Raw genomic sequence first — 24,549 nt, 5'->3', positions numbered from 1 at the left:
TTGATTCAAGTTATTTACTCTCTGTAAACACCCATATCACAGTATTTCTCCATTCGCTTAGCGATTAATTTCTCTGTTGATAAGTCTTTCAACTCATTATACCCTTTCATTATATACTGCTCAACCGTCTTAAAAGCAGTTTCTCTATCATAGTGAGCTCCACCTAAAGGTTCTGGAATGATATCATCAACTAATTTTTGTTTTTTCATATCTGCAGAAGTCAGTTTCAAAGCTTCAGCAGCTTGCTCCTTATATTCCCAGCTTTTCCATAAAATTGAAGAGCAAGATTCTGGAGATATAACAGAATACCAAGTATTTTCCATCATATAAACCTTATCACCAACACCTATTCCTAATGCTCCACCAGAAGCACCTTCACCTACAATGACAGTAATGATCGGTACTTTTAAACGAACCATTTCAAATATATTTCTAGCAATTGCTTCTCCTTGACCACGCTCTTCAGCTTCTAATCCTGGATAAGCTCCTGGAGTATCAATTAATGTTAATACAGGAATACCAAATTTCTCTGCCATCTTCATTAATCTTAAGGCTTTTCTATAGCCTTCTGGATTTGCCATACCAAAATTACGGAACTGTCGCGTTTTAGTATTAAAACCTTTTTGTTGACCAACAATCATAAACGACTGTCCATCAATTTTTCCTAAACCACCTATCATGGCTTTATCATCTTTAAAACCTCTGTCTCCAAAAAGCTCTAAGAATGTATCACCACACAAAGCACGTACGTGATCCATTGTGTATGGACGACTAGGATGTCTTGATAATTGAACTCGCTGCCAAGCAGTCAAGTTTTTATATATACTTCTTTTGGTTTCTTCTAGTTTTTTGTTGATTTGCTTGCAAGTATTCGTTACATCAACATCTGATTCCTGTCCGATTATAAGACATTTATCTAACTGCTCTTCTAGTTCTTTTATTGGAAGCTCAAAATCTAAATATTCCATAGGATTTTTGCGTTTTTGTTTTATTTCGATTGGCAAATATAAAATTTTTAATCGTTCAAAATGGCTATTTGTTTATTAAAATGTAAAAAATGAATTCTACAAAGTGCTCATATCTTTCTTTAATTTTACCTTTTGATATTGTTTAATAACACCATTTAGTATAACAGTCAGAACTATAATTATGGCACCAATATAAAACTCAAAACTCATTTTTTCTTTTCCTCCAAGAATAAAATAAGCCAATATAATGCCGTACACTGGTTCTAGGTTTGTAGTTAACATTACCGTGTAAGGCGTCAATTTCTGCATTACTTTTACCGATGCTGTAAAGGCATAAGCGGTACAAACAGATGCTAAAACCAATATTAATATCCAGTTATTAGTCGTTAACACAAAGAAATCAACAGTGATTTTTTGCTGAAACAGGAAGTAAACTGATATAAAAAAAGCACCTGATAAAAATTCGTAGAATGAAATCACTGATGGATCGTGATCTGCTATCAATTTTCCATTCATTAGCGTAAACAAAACTCCGAGTATAATTGCTGCTAGAGCATATAACATTCCATCAAGATAATTTATTTCGACTTTCATGATCAGTGCTAATCCAGCAATAATAATCAATCCGAAGAATACTTCATACCATAAAACCTTTCGACCATAAAAAAGTGGCTCTAAAATGGAAGCGAAAAAAGCACCTAATGAAAAGACCGATAATGTAATGGAGACATTTGAGACATGAATTGCTTTGAAAAAAAAGATCCAGTGCAGCGCGATTAAAAGTCCGACAAAAATCAATTTAAGAAATGATTTTAATGGAATTCTAAAAGGTTTCTTTTTGTAAACCAAAAATGCACCTAGAAAAACAGCTGCAAAAATCATTCGATACCAGACCAAAGCATCTGCATTAATTGTAATTAAAGCGCCTAAAATGGCAGTGAAACCCCAAATAAAAACAATTAGATGGAGGTTTATGTAACTTTTAAAGTTATCGCTTTGCATTTCGTAATAAATAAATAGCTAAAATTCCAAAGGCAATATTTGGTAACCACACGGCTAACATAGGTGGTATACTTGATTTTTCAGCAAGTACACCAAATATTTTATCAAAGAATACAAAGGCAAAGGCCAGTGCAATTCCAATAGCAAGATTTGTTCCCATTCCTCCTCTTCTTTTCATCGAAGAAACCGCCACCGCGATAATTGTTAGTATAAACGCAGAAATAGGTACACTATATTTTTTATATAAAACAACTAGGTAAACATTGATGTTTGACGAGCCGCGTTCTCTTTCCTTTTTTATAAAGGCGTTTAGTTTTCCTAAACTTAAGGTTTCAGCTATGTAGACTACAGGAGTTAAATCTTCCAAATCAAAATTAAAGACTGCTTTTTTCTCAGCTGCCTTTTCGATTTTATCGTCAAACTCACCAACCGTTCTTTTTGAATAATCATACATCGTATAATTCTTCTCTTTCGGATTCCACTTTATTCTACTTGCAGTAATTTTATGAACTAATTTTTGTTTTTTGAATTTCTCTAATGAAAAATTAAAAGCAGTTTTAGATTCTGTATTAAAACTATTAACGTAGATAAATTCATCATCACTTATTTGGCGATACACATCAGTGCTATTCCCTCGCATGGCTTCCTTGCCTCCTCCTTTTAAATATGTATATCTAAAATTGTTAAATCCCTCACTAGCCGCTGGAACTACAAAGAATCCCATAAGTAAAACAAAAATAGAAACAATTGAAGCACCTATAATATAAGGCCTTAAAAAGCGAGTAAACGAAATTCCTGAACTTAAAATAGCAATTATCTCAGTATCATTTGCCAGTTTTGAAGTAAACCAAATCACCGATAAAAATAGAAATATAGGAAAAAGTGAACTTGCAAAATAAACGGTGAAGTTGTAATAATAAAATGCAACCTCCATGATTGGCACTTTATTCTCAAGAATTTTATTGATCTTTTCAGCAACATCAACGACAATTCCAATGGGAATAAACAACAATAACATCACCAAAAATGTGGCTAAATATCTCTTTAGGATGTATTTATCAATTATTGTAAGCATATTTTGCACCAAGTTTAAAGTTTCAGGTTTTATATTTCGTTAAGTAGAAATCTAAAACCTGACTCAAATATATTATAATCGCTGATTCATATTTTTAACCATCATTTCTTTCCAAGGCTTGAAATCACCCGCTAATATATGTTTTCTAGCTTCACGAACCAACCACATATAAAAACCAAGATTATGAATAGTCGCAATTTGCTTACCCAAGTATTCATTAGCAGCAAACAAGTGTCTTAAATATGCTTTTGTATATTCCGTATCAACGAATGTCATTCCCATTTCGTCAATTGGAGAGAAATCGGCTTCCCATTTTTTATTTTTGATATTTATGGTTCCGTTAGCTGTAAAAAGCATTCCATTTCTAGCATTACGCGTTGGCATAACACAATCAAACATATCAATTCCTAAAGCGATATTTTCAAGAATATTGATTGGAGTTCCCACTCCCATCAGATAACGCGGTTTGTCTTCTGGTAGAATTTCGCAAACCACTTCAGTCATGGCGTACATTTCCTCTGCAGGTTCTCCAACAGACAATCCACCAATTGCATTACCAACTTGATTTGAATTTGCAATATATTCTGCTGATTGACGGCGTAAATCTTTATAAGTACTTCCTTGAATTATAGGGAAAAATGCTTGATCATAACCATATTTTACAGGAACTTTATCCAAATGATTAATGCAACGATCTAACCAACGGTGCGTCATGTGCATAGAGCGTTGCGCATAACGATAATCGCAAGGATAAGGTGTACATTCATCAAAAGCCATGATAATATCAGCACCAATTGTACGCTGAATTTCCATTACATTTTCAGGCGTAAAAAAGTGATAAGATCCGTCAATATGTGACTTAAACTTTACTCCTTCTTCCTTGATTTTTCTATTTGCTGAAAGCGAATACACTTGGTATCCACCAGAATCAGTCAAAATATTACGATCCCAATTCATAAATTTATGCAATCCGCCTGCTTTTTCAAGAATTTCAGTTTGCGGACGCAAATATAAATGGTACGTATTTCCTAATATAATATCTGGATTTATATCTTCTTTTAATTCCCTTTGGTGCACTCCTTTTACAGAAGCAACAGTTCCTACAGGCATAAAAATAGGCGTTTCAATAACACCATGATCAGTAGTAATAGTTCCCGCTCTAGCTTTTGATAACGGGTCTGTTTTCAATAAATCAAATTTCATCTATCTCTCAAATTGTTTCATTATAAAAAGAATTAATCAGCGAGCAGTTCCCTTTTTAAATAAGGACTACTAACAAATTTTGTAATAAATTCTCTTTTTTCCCGACCATTCGGGAGCGCAAAGATAGGTTAATTCAACAATTTGAAAATTACATAACAGAAAATTTAATTAAGATTTGGGATTTAGTTATAATCGCTCTATTTCGAAAATTAATAATCGAATTAATTTCATTTAATTTTAAACAAATACCTTGTCGCCTTATCTCATCTATAAGTAGAATTCAAATTATTTAATTGATGTGATCTTGTGACAAAATAACAATTGTAAGTTCCAGCGATGAAATAAAAACAATATTATCTTCAAGCACCTGAATCAAAATTATTCTTATGTTTGTTTCGAAAAAAATATAAAATCCATATCATGCGCAATAAAATGTTTTCTCCTACTTCTTGGTCTACCAACGCCAATGATATTGCTTCACTTTTATTAAGACTCTCTTTAGGTCTGTTAATGTTAAGTCATGGTATTCCAAAAATGATGAAATTGATAAATGGAAATATGGAATTTGGCGACCCGCTTGGTATTGGGAGCCCTGCATCATTATTTTTAGCTGTCTTCGCAGAAGTTATCTGCTCGATATTGACAATCATCGGATTTTCGACAAGACTAGCATTAATTCCTCTAATTACAACCATGGTAGTTGCTGCATTTATTGTTCACATAAATGATCCCTTGGGAACTAAAGAATTAGCTTTGATTTACTTATTCGGCTACTTTGCCCTGTTTTTACTCGGAAGTGGAAAATATAGTGTAGACGCTACATTAAATAAATAATCTATCATCAATTTCGTAAAAGTTTAATCCAAAATCATGGAACAGCTGCCAATAACAAAAATTAGTGTTTATTTTTTTTGAGCATTTATGAATGAAATAGTTTCATCAAATCGATCACTCCAAGGATTGAAGTATTGTAGCACCATTGGCACATGTCTTTTATTTAAACGAATTGTTTGAACCTCAGGCTGAAATGGTTTCAACGCATTTAAAAAACGGCTATTTGCAACTTTTATCGAATTATAGGTTTTATCACCAACATAGATTAGGAAAGGCGGTGTGTTCTTATTTAAAAAATAAATTGGAGAAGCGTCTTTCCATTTTACTGGATCAGAAGTCCATGTTGCCAAATAATCATCTTTAACAGTAGGCGGATTTCCCTCTAAATAGTTTTTCATATCTAATCCAGCAGCATCATTTAAAATAATCCCAGAAATAGTTTTAGGATCAATTCCATATTTTGTATTCATCACAGCGAGCGCTCCCAGATGCCCTCCCGCAGAGTGACCAGTTATAAAAATTTGATTTGGATCACCATTATATTCACTAATATTTTTCTGAACCCATTTAATAACAGCAGCTATTTGCTTAGTCATCACATCATAGCTTGCATCTGGACTTAAAGTATAATCGGGAATCACAGTTACTATTCCTTCACTAGCAAAATTTCTACCTAACAAATCATAAGTTCCTTTCCTTCCACTATTCCAATTTCCTCCATGAATAAAAATTAGAACGGGAGCTTGTTTAGTAGTGGACTTACGAGCTGTAAAAACATTCATTTTAGGCGCATTTGGACTATCTTTTGCACTATTTTCCAAGTAGGAAACATTTGAATTTTTTTTTGAACTACAATTTAAAAACAGAAAAGGCATCGCTAAAATGAAGATATAAAATGTAAAACGCATATTTTTTTTTTACGAATATACTATTAAAAAATTTATATTATTACATCTACGCATACCAGAAGAGCCGTCTAAAATGGAATTTAACTGCGATTTATGATTTGTTAATCTAAAGCGATCGTGGAGTATAAAAATTATATTTTCTTTATTACTAAAAGATTCTTCTCAACCTTTCGAAAAGAAAACTGTACCTTCAAGTCACCATATTTTTTTTCAATTAAAAATTTAAATAAAATTCTCTTGTGTAACAAAAGTTACCTTCGAATACTCTTTGTTGCATTACTTTTGTAATATATAAATTGACATTGTGAATTTGAAACAATCAGTCATAATCATAAATACGGTAATTTAAAAAAATATGAAAATTGAAAATTTGATAAAAGAAAAAAACTGCACGATCGTCGACGTTCGCACACATGAAGAGTTTATGGGCGGTCACGTTGCAGACTCCATTAATATTCCACTAGCGGAATTACAAGAGAGAATGGAAGAAATAGAGAATCTAAAATCACCTTTAATTCTATGTTGCGCATCAGGAAATAGAAGCGGACAAGCGCAGCACTATCTTTCTCAAAAAGGAATCGACTGTTACAATGGTGGTTCTTGGTTAGATGTAAATTATTATCAATCACGAACAAACTAAAAAAAATGATAGACGCAATTAAAAAATTATTTGGTTTTGGACCAAGTACTAATTATGCTGAATTAGTGAAGCAAGGAGCGATCATAGTTGACGTTCGTAGTAAAGGAGAATATTCAGGCGGACATGTTAACGGCTCAATAAATATACCTCTTGATACTTTAAGCAGTAATTTGGGTAAACTAAAAGATAAAAATAAAGTAATTATTACGTGTTGCGCCTCAGGAATGAGAAGTGCATCAGCAAAGGGAATTTTAAAATCTAAAGGGTACACATCAGTTTACAATGGTGGCGGATGGAGCAGCCTTAATAACAAACTTCGATAAAAATAGAATTTGAGCACTATTTAATGTGAACTTCTTCTCGATCTGTTTTTTCTTAAAAAGTAATAAGCCCGCTTCACGCGGGCTTATTTATAAAATGTAATTCTTAAAATAATGTTTATTTTGTCATTGATGGATAATCAGTATAACCTTTCTCAGTAGGCGTATAAAAAGTTGCTTGATCAGGAGCATTCAAAGGAGCATCTGCTTCAAAACGCGCCACTAAATCTGGATTAGCAATAAATGGCACTCCGTAAGCCACTAAATCAGCATAGCCATCTTCAATAACTTTAATTCCGGTCTCCTTTGTGAAACTTTTATTAATGATTAATGTACCATTATATAAAGGTCTAAAATGTTTTGCAACTTCTGTTACCGCAAAAGGAATATCATCTACTGGCGTAAAAGGCTCTGTTAAATGAATATAAGCTAATCCGTAATCATTCAAGCGTTTTACAATATATTCGTGCGTCGGGATAGTATCTTTATCAAGCATCATTCCTTGAGCATTATTCAAACTTGGATTTAAACGAACTCCAACTTTAGAATAGTCAATTACTCCTTTAAATGCATTTAAAATATCAAATAAGATACGGGATTTATTTTCCATTGAACCACCATAATCGTCTGTGCGATGGTTCGAGTATCTATTAAAAAATTGCTGTAATAAATAACCGTTTGCAGCATGCAACTCCACACCATCAAAACCTGCAGCTAATGCGTTTTTAGCTCCATTTGTAAAATCTAAAACAGTTTGATTAATATCCTCAATCGTCATTTCTTTTGGAACTACAGTATCCACAAAACCATCGTTGGTAAATGCTTTTGCAAAAGGATTTAAAGCTGAAGGAGCATGAGGTAATTCACCCGCATGTAAATCAGGATGCGATAATCTTCCTGTGTGCCAAAGTTGAGCAAATATTTTTCCTCCTTTATCATGCACCGCTTTTGTAACTAATTTCCAACCTTCTATTTGTGCTTCGCTGTAAATTCCTGGGACATTTATAAAACCAACTGCTTTAGTGCTCACAAAAGTTCCTTCTGTAATAATTAAACCTGCGGTAGCTCTTTGCTCATAGTATCTAGCAGTTAAGTCCGTCGCAACATTTCCTTCGTTATTAGAACGGCTTCTGGTCATTGGTGCCATTACTACTCTATTATTTAAAATTATATCTCCTAGAGTGTAGGGCTGGAATAAAAGTGATTTGCTCATGTTTTTTTTTTAATTAAAAAGTATTGATTTTAGAAACTATATTGATAAAAATTTAACCTGTTTGTGTATAAAAGTTTGTTCTCACTTCATCAAGACGTATATTACAATGGTAACATAAAGTCAAAACTCTCAATTTCTGCTTCAGTAATGCTTCTCACATTCGAATAAGGAAAAAGAGATAGCAGCGATTCAGAATTTTGGAAGTCATCTTCTTTTTTCTCATTATCATTTACGATAATAACAGTTTTACCAGTAGAAACTTTTGTGATTTTCTTTATGGATTCTGCTTTTCGAACAAAAGAATCTGAAATTACAATAACATCAGCTTCCCAACTCGCATCAATTGGACAAGTGGCTATTTCAACTTCTAAATTTGGAACTACAGTTCTACTTTTCGAAAAAACCTCATCAGTAAAAGATGAAGCACCATCAAATATCAGCGCGTTGTTATTTTGTCCAATTTTAGACAATACAGAAATGATTCCAAATTTTGAAAGACCAATTACTGCAAATGTTTTCCTAATTGACATTGACTTTTATTTACAAGACAAATTTAAGGCTGCAGCAGTGCAATTGTTGTTGATGTAAAACAAGAAATTCTGTTGATTTAGGTCAACAGAGAAATTAAATGCGAGTGCTAATCTGTTTTCTAACTCTACTCAGGGTTTCTGGTTTCAAACCCAAGTACGAAGCAATCATGTGTTGAGGAACACGTTTGATTATTCCAGGATAGGCTAAACCAACTTTAACGTATTTTTCTTCGGCAGTTTCAGTAAGCGCTGAATTAATCCTAGCTTGATTAGCAATGTAAGCGTTTTGTAATAGTAGTCGCTGGTATCGTTCAAACATTGGGATTTTATCGATCAGAGTTTCTCTCGCTTCCATGGTTAATAATAGTAGTTCACAATCCTCAAGCGCTTCAATAGTATAAATCGAATTACTTTTAGTCAAAAAACTAGACAAATCAGTAATCCACCAACCTTCGATTGCAAATTGAACGATATGTTCATTTCCTTTTTCGTCAGTAAAAAAAGAACGCATAATACCTTTCTCCACAAATGCATTATGAATGCAAATGTCACCTTCTTGCAATAAAGTCTGCTTTTTACGCAACTTTTTAGGTATGAAAAAAGTTTTGCAAATGTCCATTTCTGCTGGAGTAACTGTTACTTTTTCTTGAATGCTATCGAATAATTGTTGGAACATTTTGGCAAGGTACTAAATACTCGGTTGTTGCAGAAAATAATATTGTTGAAAAAGTTGGAAATCCTTGATAACTATTGATAAATCAAAAAATGGAAATATCCATAAATCAAAATATCTGTTTATCTTTGCCAAGTCTAATTTTTAACACACAAATGAAACCAAACACACAACAATTAAACGATTTAACTATCCAAGTGCGAAGAGATATTCTTCGAATGGTACACGCAGTAAACTCAGGTCATCCAGGTGGTTCTCTAGGTTGTACTGAATTTCTTGTAGCCTTATACCAAAATATAATGGAACGTAAAGAAGGTTTTGAGATGGACGGAATAGGAGAAGATATTTTCTTCCTTTCTAATGGTCACATTTCTCCTGTGTTTTACAGCGTATTAGCGAGAACAGGATATTTTCCAGTTTCTGAATTATCGACTTTCCGTTTGATTAATTCAAGATTGCAAGGACATCCTACTACTCACGATGGTTTACCAGGAATAAGAATGGCTTCAGGCTCTCTTGGTCAAGGTTTATCTGTTGGTATTGGAGCTGCTCAAGCTAAAAAACTAAACGGTGATAAACACATTATCTACACTTTACATGGTGACGGTGAATTGCAAGAAGGTCAAAACTGGGAAGCAATCATGTACGCATCTGCTAAGAATGTAGATAATCTAATTGCTACAATCGATTTAAACGGAAAACAAATTGATGGTCCTACTGACGAAGTTCTAGCAATGGGAAGCATAAGAGCAAAATTTGAAGCTTTTGATTGGGATGTTTTAGAAATTGAAAAAGGGAATGATATCGAAGCTATCATTGCTGGGATGAATGATGCAAAGTCAAGAACAGGAAAAGGAAAACCAGTTTGTGTATTGTTGCATACTGAAATGGGTAATGGAGTAGATTTCATGATGAATACTCATGCTTGGCATGGTAAGGCACCAAATGATACACAGTTAGAAATTGCATTAGCTCAAAACTATAATGTTGGAGGCAATTCAGACTACTAGGAAGTACGCTTCCACTAAGTAATTAGTGTTCATTTGAATGCTGCAAAAAATCTAAATTAGAAAATGAAAAAATATACAAATACAGGAAGTAAAGATACTCGTTCAGGTTTTGGAGCGGGAATGACAGAATTAGGTCAAAAAAACGAAAACGTTGTTGCACTTTGTGCTGATTTAATTGGATCATTAAAGTTTGATGATTTCAAAAAAAATCATCCAGAGCGTTTTTTCCAAATCGGAATTGCTGAAGCAAATATGATTGGAATCGCAGCAGGATTAACTATTGGTGGTAAAATTCCTTTTACGGGAACTTTCGCAAACTTTTCTACTGGAAGAGTTTATGATCAAATCCGTCAGTCAGTTGCTTATTCTGAAAAAAATGTGAAAATTTGTGCATCGCACGCCGGATTAACTTTAGGAGAAGATGGTGCAACTCACCAAATCCTTGAAGATATTGGTTTAATGAAAATGTTACCAGGAATGACTGTAATCAATACCTGTGATTACAATCAAACTAAAGCAGCGACTTTAGCAATTGCAGATCATCAAGGTCCAGTTTATTTGCGTTTTGGTCGTCCAGTAGTTCCTAATTTCATGCCAGCTGATGAACCATTCGAAATTGGTAAAGCAATTGTTTTAACTGAAGGAACTGATGTAACTATTGTAGCAACAGGACATTTAGTGTGGGAAGCTTTAATTGCAGCTGAAGCTTTAGAGGCGCAAGGTATTTCTGCTGAAGTAATTAACATTCATACTATTAAACCATTAGACGAAGAAGCTATTTTAAAATCTTTGGCAAAAACAAAATGTATCGTTACTGCTGAAGAGCATAATATATTAGGAGGACTTGGCGAAAGCATTTCTAGAGTTCTTGCTTTAAACGATCCAGCTCCTCAAGAGTTTGTTGCTGTTAATGATAGTTTTGGAGAGTCTGGAACACCAGAACAGTTAATGGATAAATACAAACTAAACAATCAAGCTATTGTTGAAGCTGTAGAAAGAGTGATGAAAAGAAAATAATACTTTTCATTTAGAGCAAAAAAAAAATCCAGTTGGCATTGACCAACTGGATTTTTTTTTTGCTTTTTATAACCTTAATTACATTTAACTAAGTGTCTTTTTTTCCTAGCAGGATCTGTTGTGTTTCCATCACATGCTGGAATTAAGTCAAACGGTATTACTTTACCATTTGCATCTGTTATTTCTTTTCTAGTACTTACTCCATCACCATCATCATCTGCATCTAGAAAGTTAGGTATTCCATCTCCGTCAGTATCATCAGGATTTGTAACTCCTGCTGGTAATAAACGCATGTAACCATCACCATTTAAATCTTCTTGGAAATCCATTATTCCATCTCCATCTGAATCTACTCTGTTAATTTCATATAATTTCACACTAAAAACTAAAGGCGCATATGCTGGAATAGTAGCACTTCCTGCGTTATAGTAAGCAAGACCTGAAGGAATAAATAATACTCCAGCTCCAAAATTACTATAAGTAACCGTACCGTCAGCATTTGATAGGTATGTTCCAGTTTTAAATTGTGGAAAAAGCTCTTCCCAACCTTTAATAAGCGGAGCATTTGGATTATACAAGTAAAAGAACTGCTGTGGAGTTTTTGATTCTTCAAAGAAAGTTGCACCTAAATTCTGAACTTCAGCTACTTTAGTTCGCGATAAATATTCGCCTTTATAAGCTGTAAGAACACCGTCAGTATTAGTTGGTGACAACCCTACTCCTTCTCTTAGCACTAAATAATATAATTTATAGGTAATATTATGAAAATTTAACTCACGATATAAAAGCTTCGGGAACGTAGTTTTATTTAAGTATGACATTAGTGAAGGTTGAGTTCCTCCAGTCGGTATTTTTGTTATTTTAGTATCAGCGTCTGCAGAAACATCTTCGATATAATAATTATTCAAATATTCCTCAATATCTTTCAAATCAGTTGCATATTGCTCTGCGTAATCTCTTGGTGGAGTAATATCTGCTGTGTCATTATCCTTTGAACATGAAAATAAAGACAGGGTTGTAATTAATAGAATAAAATAATACTTAAATTTGTTCATTATAGCTAATTTTTTTAAGTGCGCAAGATACAATATTGATTGATTTTTGTAAACAATTTAACTCCGATTTTAGAAAATTTATGAGAATAGATAAATATTTATGGTGTGTGAGGTATTACAAAACCCGAAACATGGTTACCGAAGCCTGTAAAAAGAACCACGTGACTGTGAATGGTCTAGTTGCCAAACCTTCTAAGGAGGTATTTCCTACTGATAAAATCACATTTAGAAAAGATCAAATCACCCAGATTATAACGGTTTTAGACATTCCTGAGAACCGTGTGGGCGCAAAACTTGTTGACATTTATAGAAGGAATGACACTCCAGCTGAAGTCTATCAACATTTAGAACTCTTAAAATTATCGAAGGAACATTATCGAAAAAATGGCACAGGAAGACCAACAAAAAAAGATAGAAGAGATATCGATGAATTTGGTAACGAAATAAAAACAGAAGAAGAAGATTGATTTAGCATCGCTAGCTAATCCATTAGCCGAAATAATATTTAAATCTACCAATCTGTTAATAACAACTTACAATATATATAATGAACAAAGATATAATCCTAACCAATCAGGAAATTGAACATAAAATTAGAAGAATTGCGTATCAAATTTATGAAACGTTTGTTGATGAAGAAGAAATTGTAATTGCAGGAATTGCTAATAACGGCTTTATTTTCGCAGAAAAAATAGCTTCTATGTTAGAAACTATTTCTCCAATAAAAGTTTCAATTTGCAAAGTGCAAATCAATAAACAGAATCCACAGTTACCAATCCAAACTTCGTTAGCAAAAGAAGATTATGCAAACAAAGGTTTAATTTTAGTTGATGACGTTCTTAATTCAGGAACTACATTAATATATGCTGTACGTCATTTTATTGATGTTCCATTAAAGAAATTCAAAACTGCAGTGCTAGTAGATAGAAATCATAAAAAGTATCCTGTAAAAGCTGATTTTAAAGGAATCTCTCTATCAACGTCGTTATTTGAGCATGTCCAAGTTGTATTTGATGAAGACGGCAGCAGCTACGCTTATTTAAGCTAAGATGCATTCAATATCAAGAACTACCTGATCAATTGTTTTTTCATCAACAGTCACTTTAAATTGTGCTTGATTGTAATAATAACTTCTTTCGAAAAGGTGCGTCGCAATAAACTCCTTCATTTCCACATCATTTTTTTGTGAAATAAGGGGTCTTTTGCTTTTATTGGTAGAAAGTCTTCTAAATAATGTATCAATTGAAGCTTTCAAATAAATAGAAGCAACATTTTCTCCGTTTAATAATTCATGATTATTGGCATAACATGGAGTTCCTCCTCCTAAACCAATTATTTGTTTATCGGGTGAGTTCAACAATTCGACAAAAACTTGATGTTCTAACTTTCTAAAGTATATTTCGCCGCGAGTATCAAAAATCTCATTTATAGACAAATTTGCTTTTTCTTCAATTTTTTCATCCAAATCTACGAACGGAATTTTTAGACTTTGCGATAATTTATTTGCAATTGTGGACTTACCACAACCCATATAACCCAATAATATAATTTTTTTCATCTTAATAAAACCTTACAAATTAAGGTGTTGAGAATTTTTGTTTAAAAAAGACAAATTTATAATAAAAATGCTTGGAAAACTCCAAATAAAGTCCTTATATTTGCACCCGCATTCAAGGAAAGAATATGACTCGATAGCTCAGTTGGTAGAGCACATCACTTTTAATGATGGGGTCCTGGGTTCGAGCCCCAGTCGGGTCACAATTTTAGTGATCAACACATAATTTTCTTGAAAGCATTGACTCGATAGCTCAGTTGGTAGAGCACATCACTTTTAATGATGGGGTCCTGGGTTCGAGCCCCAGTCGGGTCACAAAAGGTCGTTCGCTATGCGAATGACCTTTTTTACTTTTAGGCCACGTGGAGAAACGGTAGACTTGCCAGCTTGAGGGGCTGGTGCTCGCAAGGGCGTGTGGGTTCAAATCCCACCGTGGTCACGAATTAACAAAATCCCGAAATTAAAAAACAGAGCTTGCTTTGACTTTTTAATTTCGGGATTTTATTTTTAAAGCTTAATTTTGTTGGTAAAGTGGAAGTTAATGGCGTCTTTACCAAATTAGAAATGAAAATTTAGTTTGTAAATTATTTTCTAACCAAAAAATAAATAGTCTATACTTTAATCAAAGCTTGATTATTAAAAGTTTTATCGACCTCGACTTAAAATAAAGTCGCTTTAAAGCGTTTTCATCGAAATGACGTAAGGAAGTTGTGGAAACTCAAAACGTGCGATCTAACCGCTAGCAAAGTCCTTCAAACACTTATTTAAGAAAATATATAAAAGGTGTAAAAGTTCGCTCAAAACTTGATGAAAAATGTGCAATGTCATTTGACTGCATGAAAAATTTAAATCATCTATCGATCTTAAATTTTCAGCTCAACGTATTTGAGTGCAAAAAATTTCAATAAATTTACGAAAGCAGAATTTTTTAAAAGAAATAAGTAGGGTTTGCAACGATCAATACTATTAATACAGCAATAGAAATAGTTAAAGTGGCAACGAAGAAAGTACCAAGATATAAAAAGACTGAAGTAGTTTTTGAACTGTTCGATCTATTATTTTGTTTATACTGTAATTGATTCATCATTTTAGAACTGCAGATTAGTATTTTATACAAATTATGTATTCTACTACAAAAATAGAGCTATAGAAGTACTTCCACAATACCCAGAATTAGTGATATTTAAAAAAATTTCAGATCGATAATTTTATTTACGGCATTTGAATTTATAATTTAAAATACTTAAAACAATACCAATCAATATTTTAAGCATTCTTAACAACCCAATCAAATAAATTCGATTTTAAATCGTTTACTAAATTATAAAGCAAAAAATGAATCTTTATTTGATTAATGAAATACTGTTTATAAAAAACAAGCCAACTTAAACTTTGCCTTTATGAAGAAACAATTTGTTCTCGCATTATTATTGTGCTCCGTCGTTTCGTGGAGCCAAAGTCCAGCTGCCTACGATCTTTTCGATAAAGCTTTAAAAAAATCAGAAACTGGAAATACTAAAGGAGCGATTGATGATTACACAAAAGCTATTCGCATCGATCCTTTGTTTGCTGAAGCGTATTTAAATAGAGCACTTCTGAAACAAAAGCTGGGAGATGTCAAAGGCGCTTTAGCTGATGTTAATACAACAATAAAAATAGAACCATCTAAAGGAGATGCTTACACAACAAGAGCTGATTTAAATTATAAGGCTAAAGATTATGCTAGTACTATTACTGACTGCACAGTATCGATAGAATTAAATGCCAAAGATTATATTGCTTATAATCTAAGAGGTCTTTCTAATTTTCATCTCAAAAATAAGAAAAATGCGTGTGCTGACTTTGCTAAAGCAATTCAATATGGTAGTCAGAGTGCCATAAAAAACAAAAACATGTTTTGTAAATAATATTGTAAAACTTCTAAAGTTCAATCATCTAAAAATAATTGCGGCAATCTATTAAAAACAAAAGCGTCTTGAGTAAATTTCAAGACGCTTTTGTCATAATATATTTTTAATCGATAAATACTTATTAATAAAATTATTTCATTAACTGCTGCAATGGTTTCAATTGCTCTAGATCAATATTTGAATGTTGCAAAACGCTTAACATCGTCATAACGTCTGTTGGATTCATATCTTTTCCTAAAATTCGAACTACGGCAAAACCATTTTCTTTTTTATTAGCATAGAAAACAAACTCTTTTATATGGTCATCAGTTCCAACAAAACTAACAGAACCACCTTCTTTACCAGAGCCAAATTTCATCAATTGCTGGTATTTTTTATCTTTTAAAATTAAATCAACCTTTGCACGCTCTACTTCAAACTCTGCTTTATTTGTGTCCGTAAGTTTAAAAGCTAAAACATTCATTTTCTCAAATGATTTCAAAGCAGCGGTTTGAGCAACTGATAACTTATTCTTGTCGACGTTTAATATCTCCGGAGATACATCTAACGCTATAAAGTTTTTATTTTCAGTATTTTCCACAAAATACTTTTGCAAACTTGGCTCTGAATTACAACTAATTAAAAATAAACTAAAAAACAGTACGATTATGTTTAGTGCTTTCATAGTATTATTTTTTACCTTTTGTCGCTTTCTTCAAGTCTTCACCGCCTGGAATTCTCATTTTATCCGTAAGAATAGAAATTTCGTTCAGGTCAAAATTACCAGTTAATGACATTAATACGCTATCTGTATTTTTAGCTCCTTCGATGAACATTAATAATTCCCTGATTTGAGAATCAGTTGTTCCAGACTTCACTAAAATTTTGACATTTCTTCCATTTTCATTTACACGCATCAACTCTTCTAAACCAGCTGTTTTAATATACTTATCAGCAACTAGTCGCATTTCACCTTCAACTTTTGCGTTCTTTGTGGTAAACACTTTTAAATTATCTAATTTTTTAATCAGACTAAGATATTGTTGTGTCTCTTTATCAGAAGCATCTACTTTAACCTTACTCATTAAATCAAACATTTTTTTATTGACAATAATTGAAGTGACATCATCTTGACCGTCGAATTTATCGAAAGCTGATTGCGCAAAAGTTACAGTCGAAGCCATAGCAAATAATAGTGTTAGAAAAAAAGCCTTTCCAAAACTGAATTTACTGTTTAGTGTTTTTTGTTGTGCTTTCCCAGAAAAGCTCGCATTTTGATTGATTGATTTCATTTTATAAATTTATTAGTATTATTTAAAGTAATTACTGCAACTATTAATATTGCCCTTGATTATCAAGAAGCTTTACAGCCCTTGAGAATTATTTTTAGAACTTCTAAATATCCTGTTTTTTGTGTTTTGATATTCTTCGATATACTGTACACTTTCTATGCCAACATTTACTTTGAGAGATAGCAACGACAACGCTTTCTGTGTTTCTTCAAAAGCAACTTTAGGATCATCGTAAGTTCCTAGTTCGTCATTGTCAATTCTGTTATCCGATGCGTAAAATAAGTAGGATCCCACTCCTAACAAAATAAGCATAGAAGCGGCAATTGAAAGCCAATAAAAATTTCTCTTTTTAATAATCTTTTGATCTTTGTTCATTTTAAATTCATATTCTGTATTTGTAGACTGTTGGTTTTTTGCATTCGCTAAATGCTGAAATAAAGGTTTATGTTCCGTTAGATGAGAGGCCACTTGATTAGAAGAAAAATATTCCTTTAACTCTATTTCTTCATCAATCGAGGTTTCTCCATCAAAATATTTCTGCAGCAGCGCTTCGACTCTATTTGATTCCATAATTGTGTGCTTTTATCATAAATCCTCTAACTTCTTTTCTAGCTCTTGAAAGCGAAACTCTAATTGTACTTTCACTCAAGTCTAATATTTTTGCCATTTCTTCAAACTCATATTGTTCTATATCCCGAAGCTGAATAATGATTCGCTGTTGCACTGGTAATTTATTAATACATCTCTCAACCCAATACAAACTATCATAATCCTCTACTTTTTTCTCCAATCCCGAATCATTATTTTTAAAATCAGTATCATTTAAAGTAATATTTCCTGCTCTTTTTGACTTCAGCTGATCTAGACAATAATTCTTTGTAATTGTCATAGCAAATGCTTCCAGACTTTTAAAAGTTGATAAGTCACTATTCTTATTCCATAATTTTACCAAAATCTCCTGAGTTGCATCCTCCGCTTCCTCTCTACTTATCAATAGACGTTTAGCGAGTCTAAACACTTTTTCTTTAAATGGCGATACGAGACTTATAAACTCATTTTGGTTCATAAAGAGTAGTTATTAAAGTGATTCTAATTTTAAGACGATTCAGATTTCTTTTTGTTACAAAGAAGAGGAAATAAAACTAAAGTTAGTATTTTTACGTTTATAATTGATATCGATATCCCAAACATGAAAAAAACACTCCTATTTTCGTTTTTATTATTTTCAGTTCTTTTTACTTTTCAAAGTTGTCAAGATAATGATGATGTTGCTCCTCCTGCAACTTTAGAGGTTCAAGATTTTATTTGGAAAGGTTTAAACCAATATTATTTATGGCAAGCAGATGTGCCAAATTTAAGTGATGATCGCTTTGCCAATCAAAAAGCTTTAAACGTTTTTTTAAATAAATATCCAGTTCCCGAAGAACTATTTGATGCTTTAAGAGTAGATGAGTCTATTGATAGATTTAGCTGGATTGTAGATGATTACTTAGAGTTAGAAGGACAACTTCAAGGTACAACTAAAAATAATGGTGTTGAATTTGGATTGAGTTATAAAAACGGAAGTCAAACTGAAATATTTGGTTACGTTCGTTACATTATTGCAAATTCTGATGCGTCAACTAAGAATATAAAACGTGGTGATATTTTTACTGCAGTCAATGGAACGCAATTAACAGCCAGTAACTACTCAGCCTTACTTTTTGGCCCTAATGAGAATTACACATTAAATATGGCAGATTTGAATGGTACGACTGTAGTAAGCAATGGAAAATCAGTTTCATTGACAAAAACAGTATTAACAGAAAATCCAATTTTAATTAATAAAGTCATTACATCTGGAGCAAATAAGATTGGTTATTTGATGTACAATGGTTTCTATGGTGATTTTGACAGCAAGTTAAATGATGCTTTTGGAAGTTTAAAATCGCAGGGAGTAACAGATTTAGTTTTAGATTTAAGATACAATGGTGGAGGATCTGTCTTAACTGCTACACGATTAGCTAGTATGATTACAGGTCAATTTAAAGGTAAAGTTTTTGCTAAGCAACAATGGAACTCAAAAATTAACGCCTATTTTGAAAGAGAAGATCCTTCTCAATTATTTAATTATTTCACTGATACAATTGAAGCTACACCACTTAACAGTTTAAACTTAACTAGAGTTTACATATTGACTGCTAGCGGAACTGCATCAGCAAGTGAATTAGTAATTAACGGATTAGAGCCTCATATTAATGTGATCCAAATTGGTGATTTAACCGTTGGTAAAAACGTAGGTTCTGTAACCTTATACGACTCTCCTGATTTCACTGATAAAAATAGAAATCCGAAACACAAATACGCAATGCAACCAATTGTTTTAAAAATTGTAAACTCTGTTGGTTTTGGTGATTATTTCACAGGTCTAAAACCTGATTTTGCAATAAAAGAAACTTTGAGCACATTTGGAACTCTTGGCGAAAGCTCAGAACCTCTATTAAATGTTGCAATTGGAAAAATTACAGGAACAGGAAGAATGTTAAAACAAAATTCGACAGAAACTTTTAAGTTTTTTAAAGACTCTAAATCGATGACACGATTCCAAAACGAAATGTATATTGATAAAGCTCCCGAAGGACTTTTAAAAGCTTTAGAATAAATAAACTCTCCTATATAGTTATCGTATTACTATTTTTAATTTAGTATTACGTTTTACTTTAATACAAATGCTATTAAAACCAAAAAAGCACCATTTTTCGTAATGAAAAATGGTGCTTTTTTAATATTAATAATAAGGTTGAAGAATTAATGACTCCTTATCATTTTTTTTTAATTATTAGCGTAGAAACTATTTGGTCCTAAACCTACAGTAACCGATTTTAGCTCAGTACCAGTATTAGAGAATACTTTTGCAGTACCTGCAGCTGTAAATCCATTAGCATCAGCTGTATAAATTTTATTTCCTATTACACTAAAACCATACAAAGTAGAAAAATTATTATCAACAACTGAAAACAATGGTGTTTCATTGAAAGTAGTAGCATTTAATGACATAGCATAAATTCCTGTTCCTTTAGTATAATATATTTTATCACCTTCGATATCCATATTCAACGCTTTCGTAAACGTAGTTGATTCTATAGAAGTTGCAGTGTCATTGGTTGTATTAATTTTAAATAATTTACTTTTCGTGCTGTTACCACACAAAACATAAACAAATCCATTTTTCTCTTCAATTGAATTAACTCCATTCTCAACTATGATCGTACTCATAGCATTGTTACTTGATGGATTGATTACCGTGACATTACTTCCACTTCCAAAAGCACCATTAGTAACATATAATTTACCATTAGCAGTAATTATTTTCTCTGATGTTTTATTAATCACAATAGTTTCTAAATAACTGTACGTTTTTGCATCATAAACCGTTACTGCTTTAGTTTTCGAATTGGTCACATACAATTTATTGTTTAAAACAACACTGTAACGAGGGTTTTTAAGTTGATCTGTAATAGTTGCTATACTTTTAAAAGTATATCTATTTACTACTTCAACCACATTTGAATTGTTTAGTACAATAAATGCTTTATCGTCTGAAAAACTTAGTGATTGCGCTACATCCCCTAATTTTTTATCGCTGTTTTCTATGCCAAAAATATTATTTACTACTGTAAAATCATTAGAAATATATGAAACAGAAGCATTTGGTGTACCAAAGTTACCTTCATTCAAAACAAGAACTCCATTATCATATGCTCCTAAAGGAACATTATTATCAGTGGCATCATCATTACTACAAGAAGCAAGTAATAAAGCACTTGCGAAAATTCCTAAAAAAACATTTTTAAATTTCATTGTTTAATAATTAAGGGTTAAATAAAGAGTTAAATTCCTTCCGGGCATCATACGACTAGGAAGGCTTTCATATTTTTCGTTCCAGACATTGGCTATTTTAAAGCCAATTTTAAATATATCTTTTTTACTGAAATTATAATCCATTCCTATATTTGAAACATTATAATCAGTTAAAATAGTATTAGGATCATTATCAGATGTTGTGAAAACTTCGCCAATAAACATAAATTGATAGTACAGCGCAAAGTTTTTATATGCGTAAGAGGAGGATGCTGTCATTTTATGATAAGGAACATAAAATAATTGTTTATCATTTTTGTCATCGGTAGAAACGGTGTATGAATACGTTCCATTAAAACCTACAGAATGTTTATTAAAATGTTTTTGCCAACCTAACAACGCTTCTGCACCATAAATAGAGACCTTATCTGTATTTACAGGAGACCAATTACCACTGTTATTAGGTAACCAGCGAATCATATTATCGATTTTAGAAGAGTAAGCATTAGCGGATAAAGTAAAATCTTTGTATTGGAAATCATTACTCACTTCTACCTGATACGAGTTTTCTGGTTTCAAATCAAGGTTACCGCTTCCTAACCAATATAAATCGTTAAATGTGGGCGTTCTGTAATTGCGTGATACGTTAAGTTTCAACTGATATAATTTCGAAAAATCAAACTTTGATCCCGCTGAAAAAAGAATTGGACTCTTATAAACGTCGGAGATTTCTTTTCGAAAACTGAGTTCGTAATTCCATCTTTCGGTAAGGCTATGTTTTAATAAAACACTTACGCCTCCTATTTCTCTGCTTTCCGTCCCGATGCCAGATCCAATACCTTTACTTTTATTGTAATCTACAATTGTGTTGAGAATCATTTTTGGAGTAAAAGCATAGAGAAAGTCATATTTTGCAATAAAACTATTTACTCCACCCGACTCATATTCTTTAGTATCGATATCCTCAAAGTAGTTGTAATGTTCAGTGATATAAGCTACTTTCAAATTGGAAGTAGAATTCCCTACAATGCTCGTCCATGTCACTAAATTTCTGGTATTGAAGTCCTGATACTTTGTTTTGACTGCGTATGGTGACGTTAATGAAAAATGTCGTTCGCCATCATAAAGTTCACTGTAAAACTTAATACTATTTTTAGCGTTAATCTTGTACCCTATTGCTGTACTTAAATTATTATTGTAATACTGTCCATTGACATTTCTATCCTCTTGACCAACAAATTTAAAATCATTATCGGAACTGTTTCTAGTTAAACTTGCATTTACGCTCCATTTGTTTGTTGCAGCTGTAATTCCGTAAACTGCGCTCAGCGTATTAAAGTCGCCGTAGTATACTTCTAGATTATTTTTGAAAGTGTTTTTAAATTTCAAGTCATTATTCAAATGGATCGTCCCTCCTATTGCGCCACTTCCGTAAATTACACTTCCTCCACCCGCTTTAATATCTATTGAATTGTAGCCTCTCGTCGAAATCGTATTGAAGTCGGTTTGCCCTAATAATTGCGAATTGATATTAATGCCGTTCCATATTACGGCAGTTTGCTGTGCTGTGGTTCCTCTGAAAGACGGTGAAGAAACCATTCCCAAACCATTTTCTTTAAAATAAATTACCGAATTGTAGTTTAAAAGTGAAGTCAGAGAAGATTGATTTTTACTAATGATCGAATCGTTCAGTTTAAGAACAGATTGTGAGTCAGTAAAATTCTTGAGTTGGTTATCAGATACTATAACTTCATTTAAAGGTACTGCTGTACTATTTTGAGCAACAATAAGTTGACCAAATAACAAAATGCAAGAAAGAAGAAATTTTTTAGTTGCCATAATTTCTGAACCTTTTTCCCGAAAGTTCGATATTAGTTAAGAAATAAGGCAGGTCTCCTGGCTTGCGTCTTGTTGTTTACCTTCCCATCGCGCAAGGCGTGACAGTGGTTTTGTAGATAACAACAAGCTTAATAGCGTACAGTTGCGGGAACAGCTTAGGTTTTAAACCTAATTCCCTTTTAATGTGTTTTGCATAAAACAAAATACAACCTTAATTCGGGTGCAAAGGTAGAAAAATAAAACAATGTAAGGTTAAAGAACAAGGATTATAAATTTAAACTCACTTAAAATTCTAGTAAACAGTTATTTAAACTATTTATTTACTCTTATCTTCCTTCTTAGTTAATTTATAAACTAAATAAGCGAAACCAACTATAAAGTGCAATATGATAACACCGGCAACGATATATATGAAGGTATTTGAATTGTCTCTCATGATTTATTTTTTGTCAAAGTTACGCTATCGATAGTAGAAAATAAGTGCCTAATATCACACAGCAGTTTTTTTATTGAAACAAAACTATACTTTTGTAAAAAAAAATTGCTTTATGAAATTCGTTAAAAATACAATTTACTTTTTTCTTATCTTTTTGCTATTCGTCCAATGTAAAAAAGAAACTAGTGCTGAAAACACAGTTGCAGTAAAAAACGAAATCTTATACGCTAAAGGACTTGAAATTTACAAATACAAAGGTTTTTCGATACTTAAAATAACAAAGCCTTGGCCTGGAGCCAAAGAAAATTTCAATTATATTTTACAAGAAAAAGACGGAATTATTCCAGATAGTTTGAAGCAATTTCCTGTCATACCAATCCCCTTAAAATCGATCGTAGTAACCTCAACTACTCACATTCCAGCCTTAGAAATGTTAGGTGTCGAAAAAACATTAGTTGGATTTCCAAACACAGATTATATTTCATCTGCACTAACAAGAAAATTAATTGATTCTGGGAAAGTTAGAGAAGTTGGAAAAAATGAATCACTTAATACCGAAGTGCTTATCGATATGGCACCGGATTTAATAGTTAGTTTTGGTTTGAGCAATAGTAATCCCACCGTTGACAATTTACAAAAAAGTGGTTTAAAAGTAATTTTTAATGGCGACTGGACCGAGCAATCACCACTTGGAAAAGCAGAATGGATCAAGTTTTTCGGTGCGTTATACGGATTGGACAATAAAGCAAATGAAATCTTCACTGAAATCGAAAAAGAATACAATAGCACTTTGGCTTTAGCCAAAAAAGCGCTTTCAAAACCTACTGTTTTAAGCGGAGCGATGTATCAAGAGCAATGGTACGTTCCACAAGGCGAAAGTTGGGCAGCACTATTTATGAAAGACGCACAATCAAACTATTTATGGTCAAATACTAAAGGAACTGGAAGTTTAACTTTGCCATTTGAAACCGTATTAGATCAAGCTAAAAGTGCCGAATTCTGGGTTAGCCCTGGAGATTTTTCCTCTTTAAAACAGATGGAGGATAGTAATCCACATTATAAGGAATTTGATTCTTTTAAGAATAAAAAAGTATATTCGTATAGCGTAAAGAAAGGTTTAAAAGGAGGAATTGTGTATTTTGAATGGTCGCCAACACGCCCAGATTGGGTGCTAAAAGATCTAATTAAAATATTTCATCCTGAATTACTACCGAAGCACGAACTTTTTTTCTTTCAGAAATTAGAATAAA

General features: G+C 32.5%; 26 protein-coding genes, 3 tRNA genes and 1 riboswitch. Of the genes, 13 read left to right on the top strand and 16 right to left on the bottom strand.

Translation table 11 applies throughout. From position 1 onward, the window contains the following. Nucleotides 1-14: 14 nt before the first annotated feature. The 4 genes from BC961_RS12015 to tgt form a co-directional block, all read right to left on the bottom strand. Entirely contained in the window at nucleotides 15-968 is a 954-nt protein-coding gene (locus tag BC961_RS12015; RefSeq protein ID WP_121926142.1) for an acetyl-CoA carboxylase carboxyltransferase subunit alpha, read from the bottom strand. 96 nt (nucleotides 969-1,064) lie between these two features. Then, nucleotides 1,065-1,970 (bottom strand): DMT family transporter, encoded by a 906-nt coding sequence (locus tag BC961_RS12010; RefSeq protein ID WP_121926083.1) that lies wholly within the window; start codon nucleotides 1,968-1,970, stop codon nucleotides 1,065-1,067. Beyond that, nucleotides 1,957-3,045: an LptF/LptG family permease gene (locus BC961_RS12005; protein WP_121926082.1), complete on the bottom strand. Its 1,089-nt coding sequence runs from the start codon at nucleotides 3,043-3,045 to the stop codon at nucleotides 1,957-1,959. Before BC961_RS12005 ends, BC961_RS12010 begins: the two co-directional genes overlap by 14 nt. A gap of 72 nt (nucleotides 3,046-3,117) precedes the next feature. After that, nucleotides 3,118-4,248 (bottom strand): tRNA guanosine(34) transglycosylase Tgt, encoded by a 1,131-nt coding sequence (gene tgt / locus BC961_RS12000; protein WP_121926081.1) that lies wholly within the window; start codon nucleotides 4,246-4,248, stop codon nucleotides 3,118-3,120. Nucleotides 4,249-4,668: 420 nt separating this feature from the next. On the opposite strand from tgt, the gene BC961_RS11995 reads away from it, so the two are divergent. After that, complete coding sequence (locus BC961_RS11995) at nucleotides 4,669-5,082, top strand: DoxX family protein (protein WP_245980921.1); 414 nt, start codon at nucleotides 4,669-4,671, stop codon at nucleotides 5,080-5,082. A gap of 68 nt (nucleotides 5,083-5,150) precedes the next feature. On the opposite strand, the gene BC961_RS11990 is transcribed toward BC961_RS11995, so the two are convergent. Then, nucleotides 5,151-5,903 carry an alpha/beta hydrolase gene (locus BC961_RS11990; RefSeq protein ID WP_317126971.1) on the bottom strand — a complete coding sequence of 251 codons (753 nt, stop codon included), beginning with the start codon at nucleotides 5,901-5,903 and terminating at the stop codon, nucleotides 5,151-5,153. 442 nt (nucleotides 5,904-6,345) lie between these two features. Here BC961_RS11990 and BC961_RS11985 point away from each other — a divergent pair, with 442 nt between their 5' ends. Continuing rightward, entirely contained in the window at nucleotides 6,346-6,630 is a 285-nt protein-coding gene (locus BC961_RS11985) for a rhodanese-like domain-containing protein (RefSeq protein ID WP_121926079.1), read from the top strand. Nucleotides 6,631-6,635: 5 nt separating this feature from the next. After that, nucleotides 6,636-6,953 (top strand): rhodanese-like domain-containing protein, encoded by a 318-nt coding sequence (locus BC961_RS11980; protein WP_121926078.1) that lies wholly within the window; start codon nucleotides 6,636-6,638, stop codon nucleotides 6,951-6,953. 115 nt (nucleotides 6,954-7,068) lie between these two features. On the opposite strand, the gene BC961_RS11975 is transcribed toward BC961_RS11980, so the two are convergent. The 3 genes from BC961_RS11975 to BC961_RS11965 all read right to left on the bottom strand — a co-directional run bounded on the left by BC961_RS11975 (nucleotide 7,069) and on the right by BC961_RS11965 (nucleotide 9,369). Further along, nucleotides 7,069-8,163 (bottom strand): alkene reductase, encoded by a 1,095-nt coding sequence (locus BC961_RS11975; protein ID WP_121926077.1) that lies wholly within the window; start codon nucleotides 8,161-8,163, stop codon nucleotides 7,069-7,071. Between the two features lie 101 nt (nucleotides 8,164-8,264). Continuing rightward, nucleotides 8,265-8,693 (bottom strand): hypothetical protein, encoded by a 429-nt coding sequence (locus BC961_RS11970; RefSeq protein ID WP_121926076.1) that lies wholly within the window; start codon nucleotides 8,691-8,693, stop codon nucleotides 8,265-8,267. 94 nt (nucleotides 8,694-8,787) lie between these two features. Further along, on the bottom strand, nucleotides 8,788-9,369 hold the full coding sequence (locus BC961_RS11965; RefSeq protein WP_121926075.1) for a Crp/Fnr family transcriptional regulator: 582 nt from the start codon (nucleotides 9,367-9,369) through the stop codon (nucleotides 8,788-8,790). 152 nt (nucleotides 9,370-9,521) lie between these two features. Here BC961_RS11965 and BC961_RS11960 point away from each other — a divergent pair, with 152 nt between their 5' ends. Together BC961_RS11960 and BC961_RS11955 are read left to right on the top strand one after the other, a co-directional pair. Further along, on the top strand, nucleotides 9,522-10,376 hold the full coding sequence (locus BC961_RS11960) for a transketolase (protein ID WP_121926074.1): 855 nt from the start codon (nucleotides 9,522-9,524) through the stop codon (nucleotides 10,374-10,376). Nucleotides 10,377-10,439: 63 nt separating this feature from the next. Next, nucleotides 10,440-11,393, top strand: a complete 954-nt coding sequence (locus BC961_RS11955) for a transketolase family protein (RefSeq protein ID WP_121926073.1) — start codon at nucleotides 10,440-10,442, stop codon at nucleotides 11,391-11,393. A gap of 74 nt (nucleotides 11,394-11,467) precedes the next feature. Here BC961_RS11955 and BC961_RS11950 read toward each other — a convergent pair whose 3' ends face one another. Continuing rightward, entirely contained in the window at nucleotides 11,468-12,448 is a 981-nt protein-coding gene (locus tag BC961_RS11950) for an FKBP-type peptidyl-prolyl cis-trans isomerase (protein ID WP_121926140.1), read from the bottom strand. Between the two features lie 80 nt (nucleotides 12,449-12,528). On the opposite strand from BC961_RS11950, the gene BC961_RS11945 reads away from it, so the two are divergent. Beyond that, complete coding sequence (locus tag BC961_RS11945; protein ID WP_121926072.1) at nucleotides 12,529-12,915, top strand: RNA-binding S4 domain-containing protein; 387 nt, start codon at nucleotides 12,529-12,531, stop codon at nucleotides 12,913-12,915. 80 nt (nucleotides 12,916-12,995) lie between these two features. Next, the gene (locus BC961_RS11940; protein WP_121926071.1) at nucleotides 12,996-13,496 is read left to right on the top strand and encodes a phosphoribosyltransferase domain-containing protein; all 501 of its coding nucleotides are present in this window, start codon (nucleotides 12,996-12,998) and stop codon (nucleotides 13,494-13,496) included. Here the strand turns inward: BC961_RS11940 and BC961_RS11935 are convergent. Next, nucleotides 13,488-14,006, bottom strand: a complete 519-nt coding sequence (locus BC961_RS11935) for a shikimate kinase (RefSeq protein ID WP_121926070.1) — start codon at nucleotides 14,004-14,006, stop codon at nucleotides 13,488-13,490. The genes BC961_RS11940 and BC961_RS11935 overlap by 9 nt on opposite strands. A gap of 127 nt (nucleotides 14,007-14,133) precedes the next feature. Here BC961_RS11935 and BC961_RS11930 point away from each other — a divergent pair. From BC961_RS11930 to BC961_RS11915, 4 genes are all read left to right on the top strand, one after another. Further along, nucleotides 14,134-14,206, top strand: a tRNA-Lys gene (locus tag BC961_RS11930). Nucleotides 14,207-14,245: 39 nt separating this feature from the next. Beyond that, a tRNA-Lys gene (locus BC961_RS11925) sits at nucleotides 14,246-14,318 on the top strand. Between the two features lie 41 nt (nucleotides 14,319-14,359). Beyond that, nucleotides 14,360-14,442 (top strand) — tRNA-Leu (locus BC961_RS11920). Nucleotides 14,443-15,403: 961 nt separating this feature from the next. Then, nucleotides 15,404-15,910 carry a tetratricopeptide repeat protein gene (locus BC961_RS11915; RefSeq protein ID WP_121926069.1) on the top strand — a complete coding sequence of 169 codons (507 nt, stop codon included), beginning with the start codon at nucleotides 15,404-15,406 and terminating at the stop codon, nucleotides 15,908-15,910. 133 nt (nucleotides 15,911-16,043) lie between these two features. Here BC961_RS11915 and BC961_RS11910 read toward each other — a convergent pair whose 3' ends face one another. The 4 genes from BC961_RS11910 to BC961_RS11895 form a co-directional block, all read right to left on the bottom strand. Then, nucleotides 16,044-16,577, bottom strand: coding sequence for a DUF4252 domain-containing protein (locus tag BC961_RS11910; protein ID WP_121926068.1), 534 nt, complete (start codon nucleotides 16,575-16,577; stop codon nucleotides 16,044-16,046). A 4-nt stretch (nucleotides 16,578-16,581) separates the two neighbouring features. Continuing rightward, on the bottom strand, nucleotides 16,582-17,076 hold the full coding sequence (locus BC961_RS11905; protein WP_245980926.1) for a DUF4252 domain-containing protein: 495 nt from the start codon (nucleotides 17,074-17,076) through the stop codon (nucleotides 16,582-16,584). Between the two features lie 180 nt (nucleotides 17,077-17,256). Next, nucleotides 17,257-17,754, bottom strand: coding sequence for a hypothetical protein (locus BC961_RS11900; RefSeq protein WP_121926066.1), 498 nt, complete (start codon nucleotides 17,752-17,754; stop codon nucleotides 17,257-17,259). Then, nucleotides 17,741-18,250, bottom strand: a complete 510-nt coding sequence (locus tag BC961_RS11895; protein WP_121926065.1) for an RNA polymerase sigma factor — start codon at nucleotides 18,248-18,250, stop codon at nucleotides 17,741-17,743. The genes BC961_RS11900 and BC961_RS11895 overlap by 14 nt, the downstream gene beginning before the upstream one ends. Nucleotides 18,251-18,373: 123 nt before the next feature. On the opposite strand from BC961_RS11895, the gene BC961_RS11890 reads away from it, so the two are divergent. Continuing rightward, nucleotides 18,374-19,825, top strand: a complete 1,452-nt coding sequence (locus BC961_RS11890; protein WP_121926139.1) for a S41 family peptidase — start codon at nucleotides 18,374-18,376, stop codon at nucleotides 19,823-19,825. A 170-nt stretch (nucleotides 19,826-19,995) separates the two neighbouring features. Here the strand turns inward: BC961_RS11890 and BC961_RS11885 are convergent, their stop codons facing one another. Then, nucleotides 19,996-21,024, bottom strand: coding sequence for a YncE family protein (locus tag BC961_RS11885; RefSeq protein WP_121926064.1), 1,029 nt, complete (start codon nucleotides 21,022-21,024; stop codon nucleotides 19,996-19,998). 3 nt (nucleotides 21,025-21,027) lie between these two features. After that, nucleotides 21,028-22,863: a TonB-dependent receptor plug domain-containing protein gene (locus BC961_RS11880; RefSeq protein ID WP_121926063.1), complete on the bottom strand. Its 1,836-nt coding sequence runs from the start codon at nucleotides 22,861-22,863 to the stop codon at nucleotides 21,028-21,030. Nucleotides 22,864-22,893: 30 nt separating this feature from the next. Continuing rightward, a riboswitch (cobalamin riboswitch) is annotated at nucleotides 22,894-23,092 on the bottom strand. 319 nt (nucleotides 23,093-23,411) lie between these two features. Between BC961_RS11880 and BC961_RS11875 the strand changes: the two genes are divergently transcribed. Further along, entirely contained in the window at nucleotides 23,412-24,548 is a 1,137-nt protein-coding gene (locus BC961_RS11875) for an ABC transporter substrate-binding protein (protein ID WP_121926062.1), read from the top strand. The last annotated feature ends 1 nt before the right edge of the window (nucleotide 24,549 follow it).

It is taken from the genome of Flavobacterium weaverense (genome assembly GCF_003688495.1).
Lineage (GTDB): Bacteria > Bacteroidota > Bacteroidia > Flavobacteriales > Flavobacteriaceae > Flavobacterium > Flavobacterium weaverense.
The sequence above is the reverse complement of the archived record's forward strand: the minus strand, read 5'-3'. Positions and strand labels throughout refer to the sequence as shown.

Excerpts from the sequence above, each read along its gene's own strand:
- BC961_RS12015 (WP_121926142.1), bottom strand. The coding sequence starts at position 968 with ATGGAATATTTAGATTTTGAGCTTCCAATAAAAGAACTAGAAGAGCAG.
- BC961_RS12010 (WP_121926083.1), bottom strand. The coding sequence starts at position 1,970 with ATGCAAAGCGATAACTTTAAAAGTTACATAAACCTCCATCTAATTGTT.
- BC961_RS12005 (WP_121926082.1), bottom strand. The coding sequence starts at position 3,045 with ATGCTTACAATAATTGATAAATACATCCTAAAGAGATATTTAGCCACA.
- tgt (WP_121926081.1), bottom strand. The coding sequence starts at position 4,248 with ATGAAATTTGATTTATTGAAAACAGACCCGTTATCAAAAGCTAGAGCG.
- BC961_RS11995 (WP_245980921.1), top strand. The coding sequence starts at position 4,669 with ATGCGCAATAAAATGTTTTCTCCTACTTCTTGGTCTACCAACGCCAAT.
- BC961_RS11985 (WP_121926079.1), top strand. The coding sequence starts at position 6,346 with ATGAAAATTGAAAATTTGATAAAAGAAAAAAACTGCACGATCGTCGAC.
- BC961_RS11980 (WP_121926078.1), top strand. The coding sequence starts at position 6,636 with ATGATAGACGCAATTAAAAAATTATTTGGTTTTGGACCAAGTACTAAT.
- BC961_RS11975 (WP_121926077.1), bottom strand. The coding sequence starts at position 8,163 with ATGAGCAAATCACTTTTATTCCAGCCCTACACTCTAGGAGATATAATT.
- BC961_RS11970 (WP_121926076.1), bottom strand. The coding sequence starts at position 8,693 with ATGTCAATTAGGAAAACATTTGCAGTAATTGGTCTTTCAAAATTTGGA.
- BC961_RS11965 (WP_121926075.1), bottom strand. The coding sequence starts at position 9,369 with ATGTTCCAACAATTATTCGATAGCATTCAAGAAAAAGTAACAGTTACT.
- BC961_RS11960 (WP_121926074.1), top strand. The coding sequence starts at position 9,522 with ATGAAACCAAACACACAACAATTAAACGATTTAACTATCCAAGTGCGA.
- BC961_RS11955 (WP_121926073.1), top strand. The coding sequence starts at position 10,440 with ATGAAAAAATATACAAATACAGGAAGTAAAGATACTCGTTCAGGTTTT.
- BC961_RS11950 (WP_121926140.1), bottom strand. The coding sequence starts at position 12,448 with ATGAACAAATTTAAGTATTATTTTATTCTATTAATTACAACCCTGTCT.
- BC961_RS11945 (WP_121926072.1), top strand. The coding sequence starts at position 12,529 with ATGAGAATAGATAAATATTTATGGTGTGTGAGGTATTACAAAACCCGA.
- BC961_RS11940 (WP_121926071.1), top strand. The coding sequence starts at position 12,996 with ATGAACAAAGATATAATCCTAACCAATCAGGAAATTGAACATAAAATT.
- BC961_RS11935 (WP_121926070.1), bottom strand. The coding sequence starts at position 14,006 with ATGAAAAAAATTATATTATTGGGTTATATGGGTTGTGGTAAGTCCACA.
- BC961_RS11915 (WP_121926069.1), top strand. The coding sequence starts at position 15,404 with ATGAAGAAACAATTTGTTCTCGCATTATTATTGTGCTCCGTCGTTTCG.
- BC961_RS11910 (WP_121926068.1), bottom strand. The coding sequence starts at position 16,577 with ATGAAAGCACTAAACATAATCGTACTGTTTTTTAGTTTATTTTTAATT.
- BC961_RS11905 (WP_245980926.1), bottom strand. The coding sequence starts at position 17,076 with ATGGCTTCGACTGTAACTTTTGCGCAATCAGCTTTCGATAAATTCGAC.
- BC961_RS11900 (WP_121926066.1), bottom strand. The coding sequence starts at position 17,754 with ATGGAATCAAATAGAGTCGAAGCGCTGCTGCAGAAATATTTTGATGGA.
- BC961_RS11895 (WP_121926065.1), bottom strand. The coding sequence starts at position 18,250 with ATGAACCAAAATGAGTTTATAAGTCTCGTATCGCCATTTAAAGAAAAA.
- BC961_RS11890 (WP_121926139.1), top strand. The coding sequence starts at position 18,374 with ATGAAAAAAACACTCCTATTTTCGTTTTTATTATTTTCAGTTCTTTTT.
- BC961_RS11885 (WP_121926064.1), bottom strand. The coding sequence starts at position 21,024 with ATGAAATTTAAAAATGTTTTTTTAGGAATTTTCGCAAGTGCTTTATTA.
- BC961_RS11880 (WP_121926063.1), bottom strand. The coding sequence starts at position 22,863 with ATGGCAACTAAAAAATTTCTTCTTTCTTGCATTTTGTTATTTGGTCAA.
- BC961_RS11875 (WP_121926062.1), top strand. The coding sequence starts at position 23,412 with ATGAAATTCGTTAAAAATACAATTTACTTTTTTCTTATCTTTTTGCTA.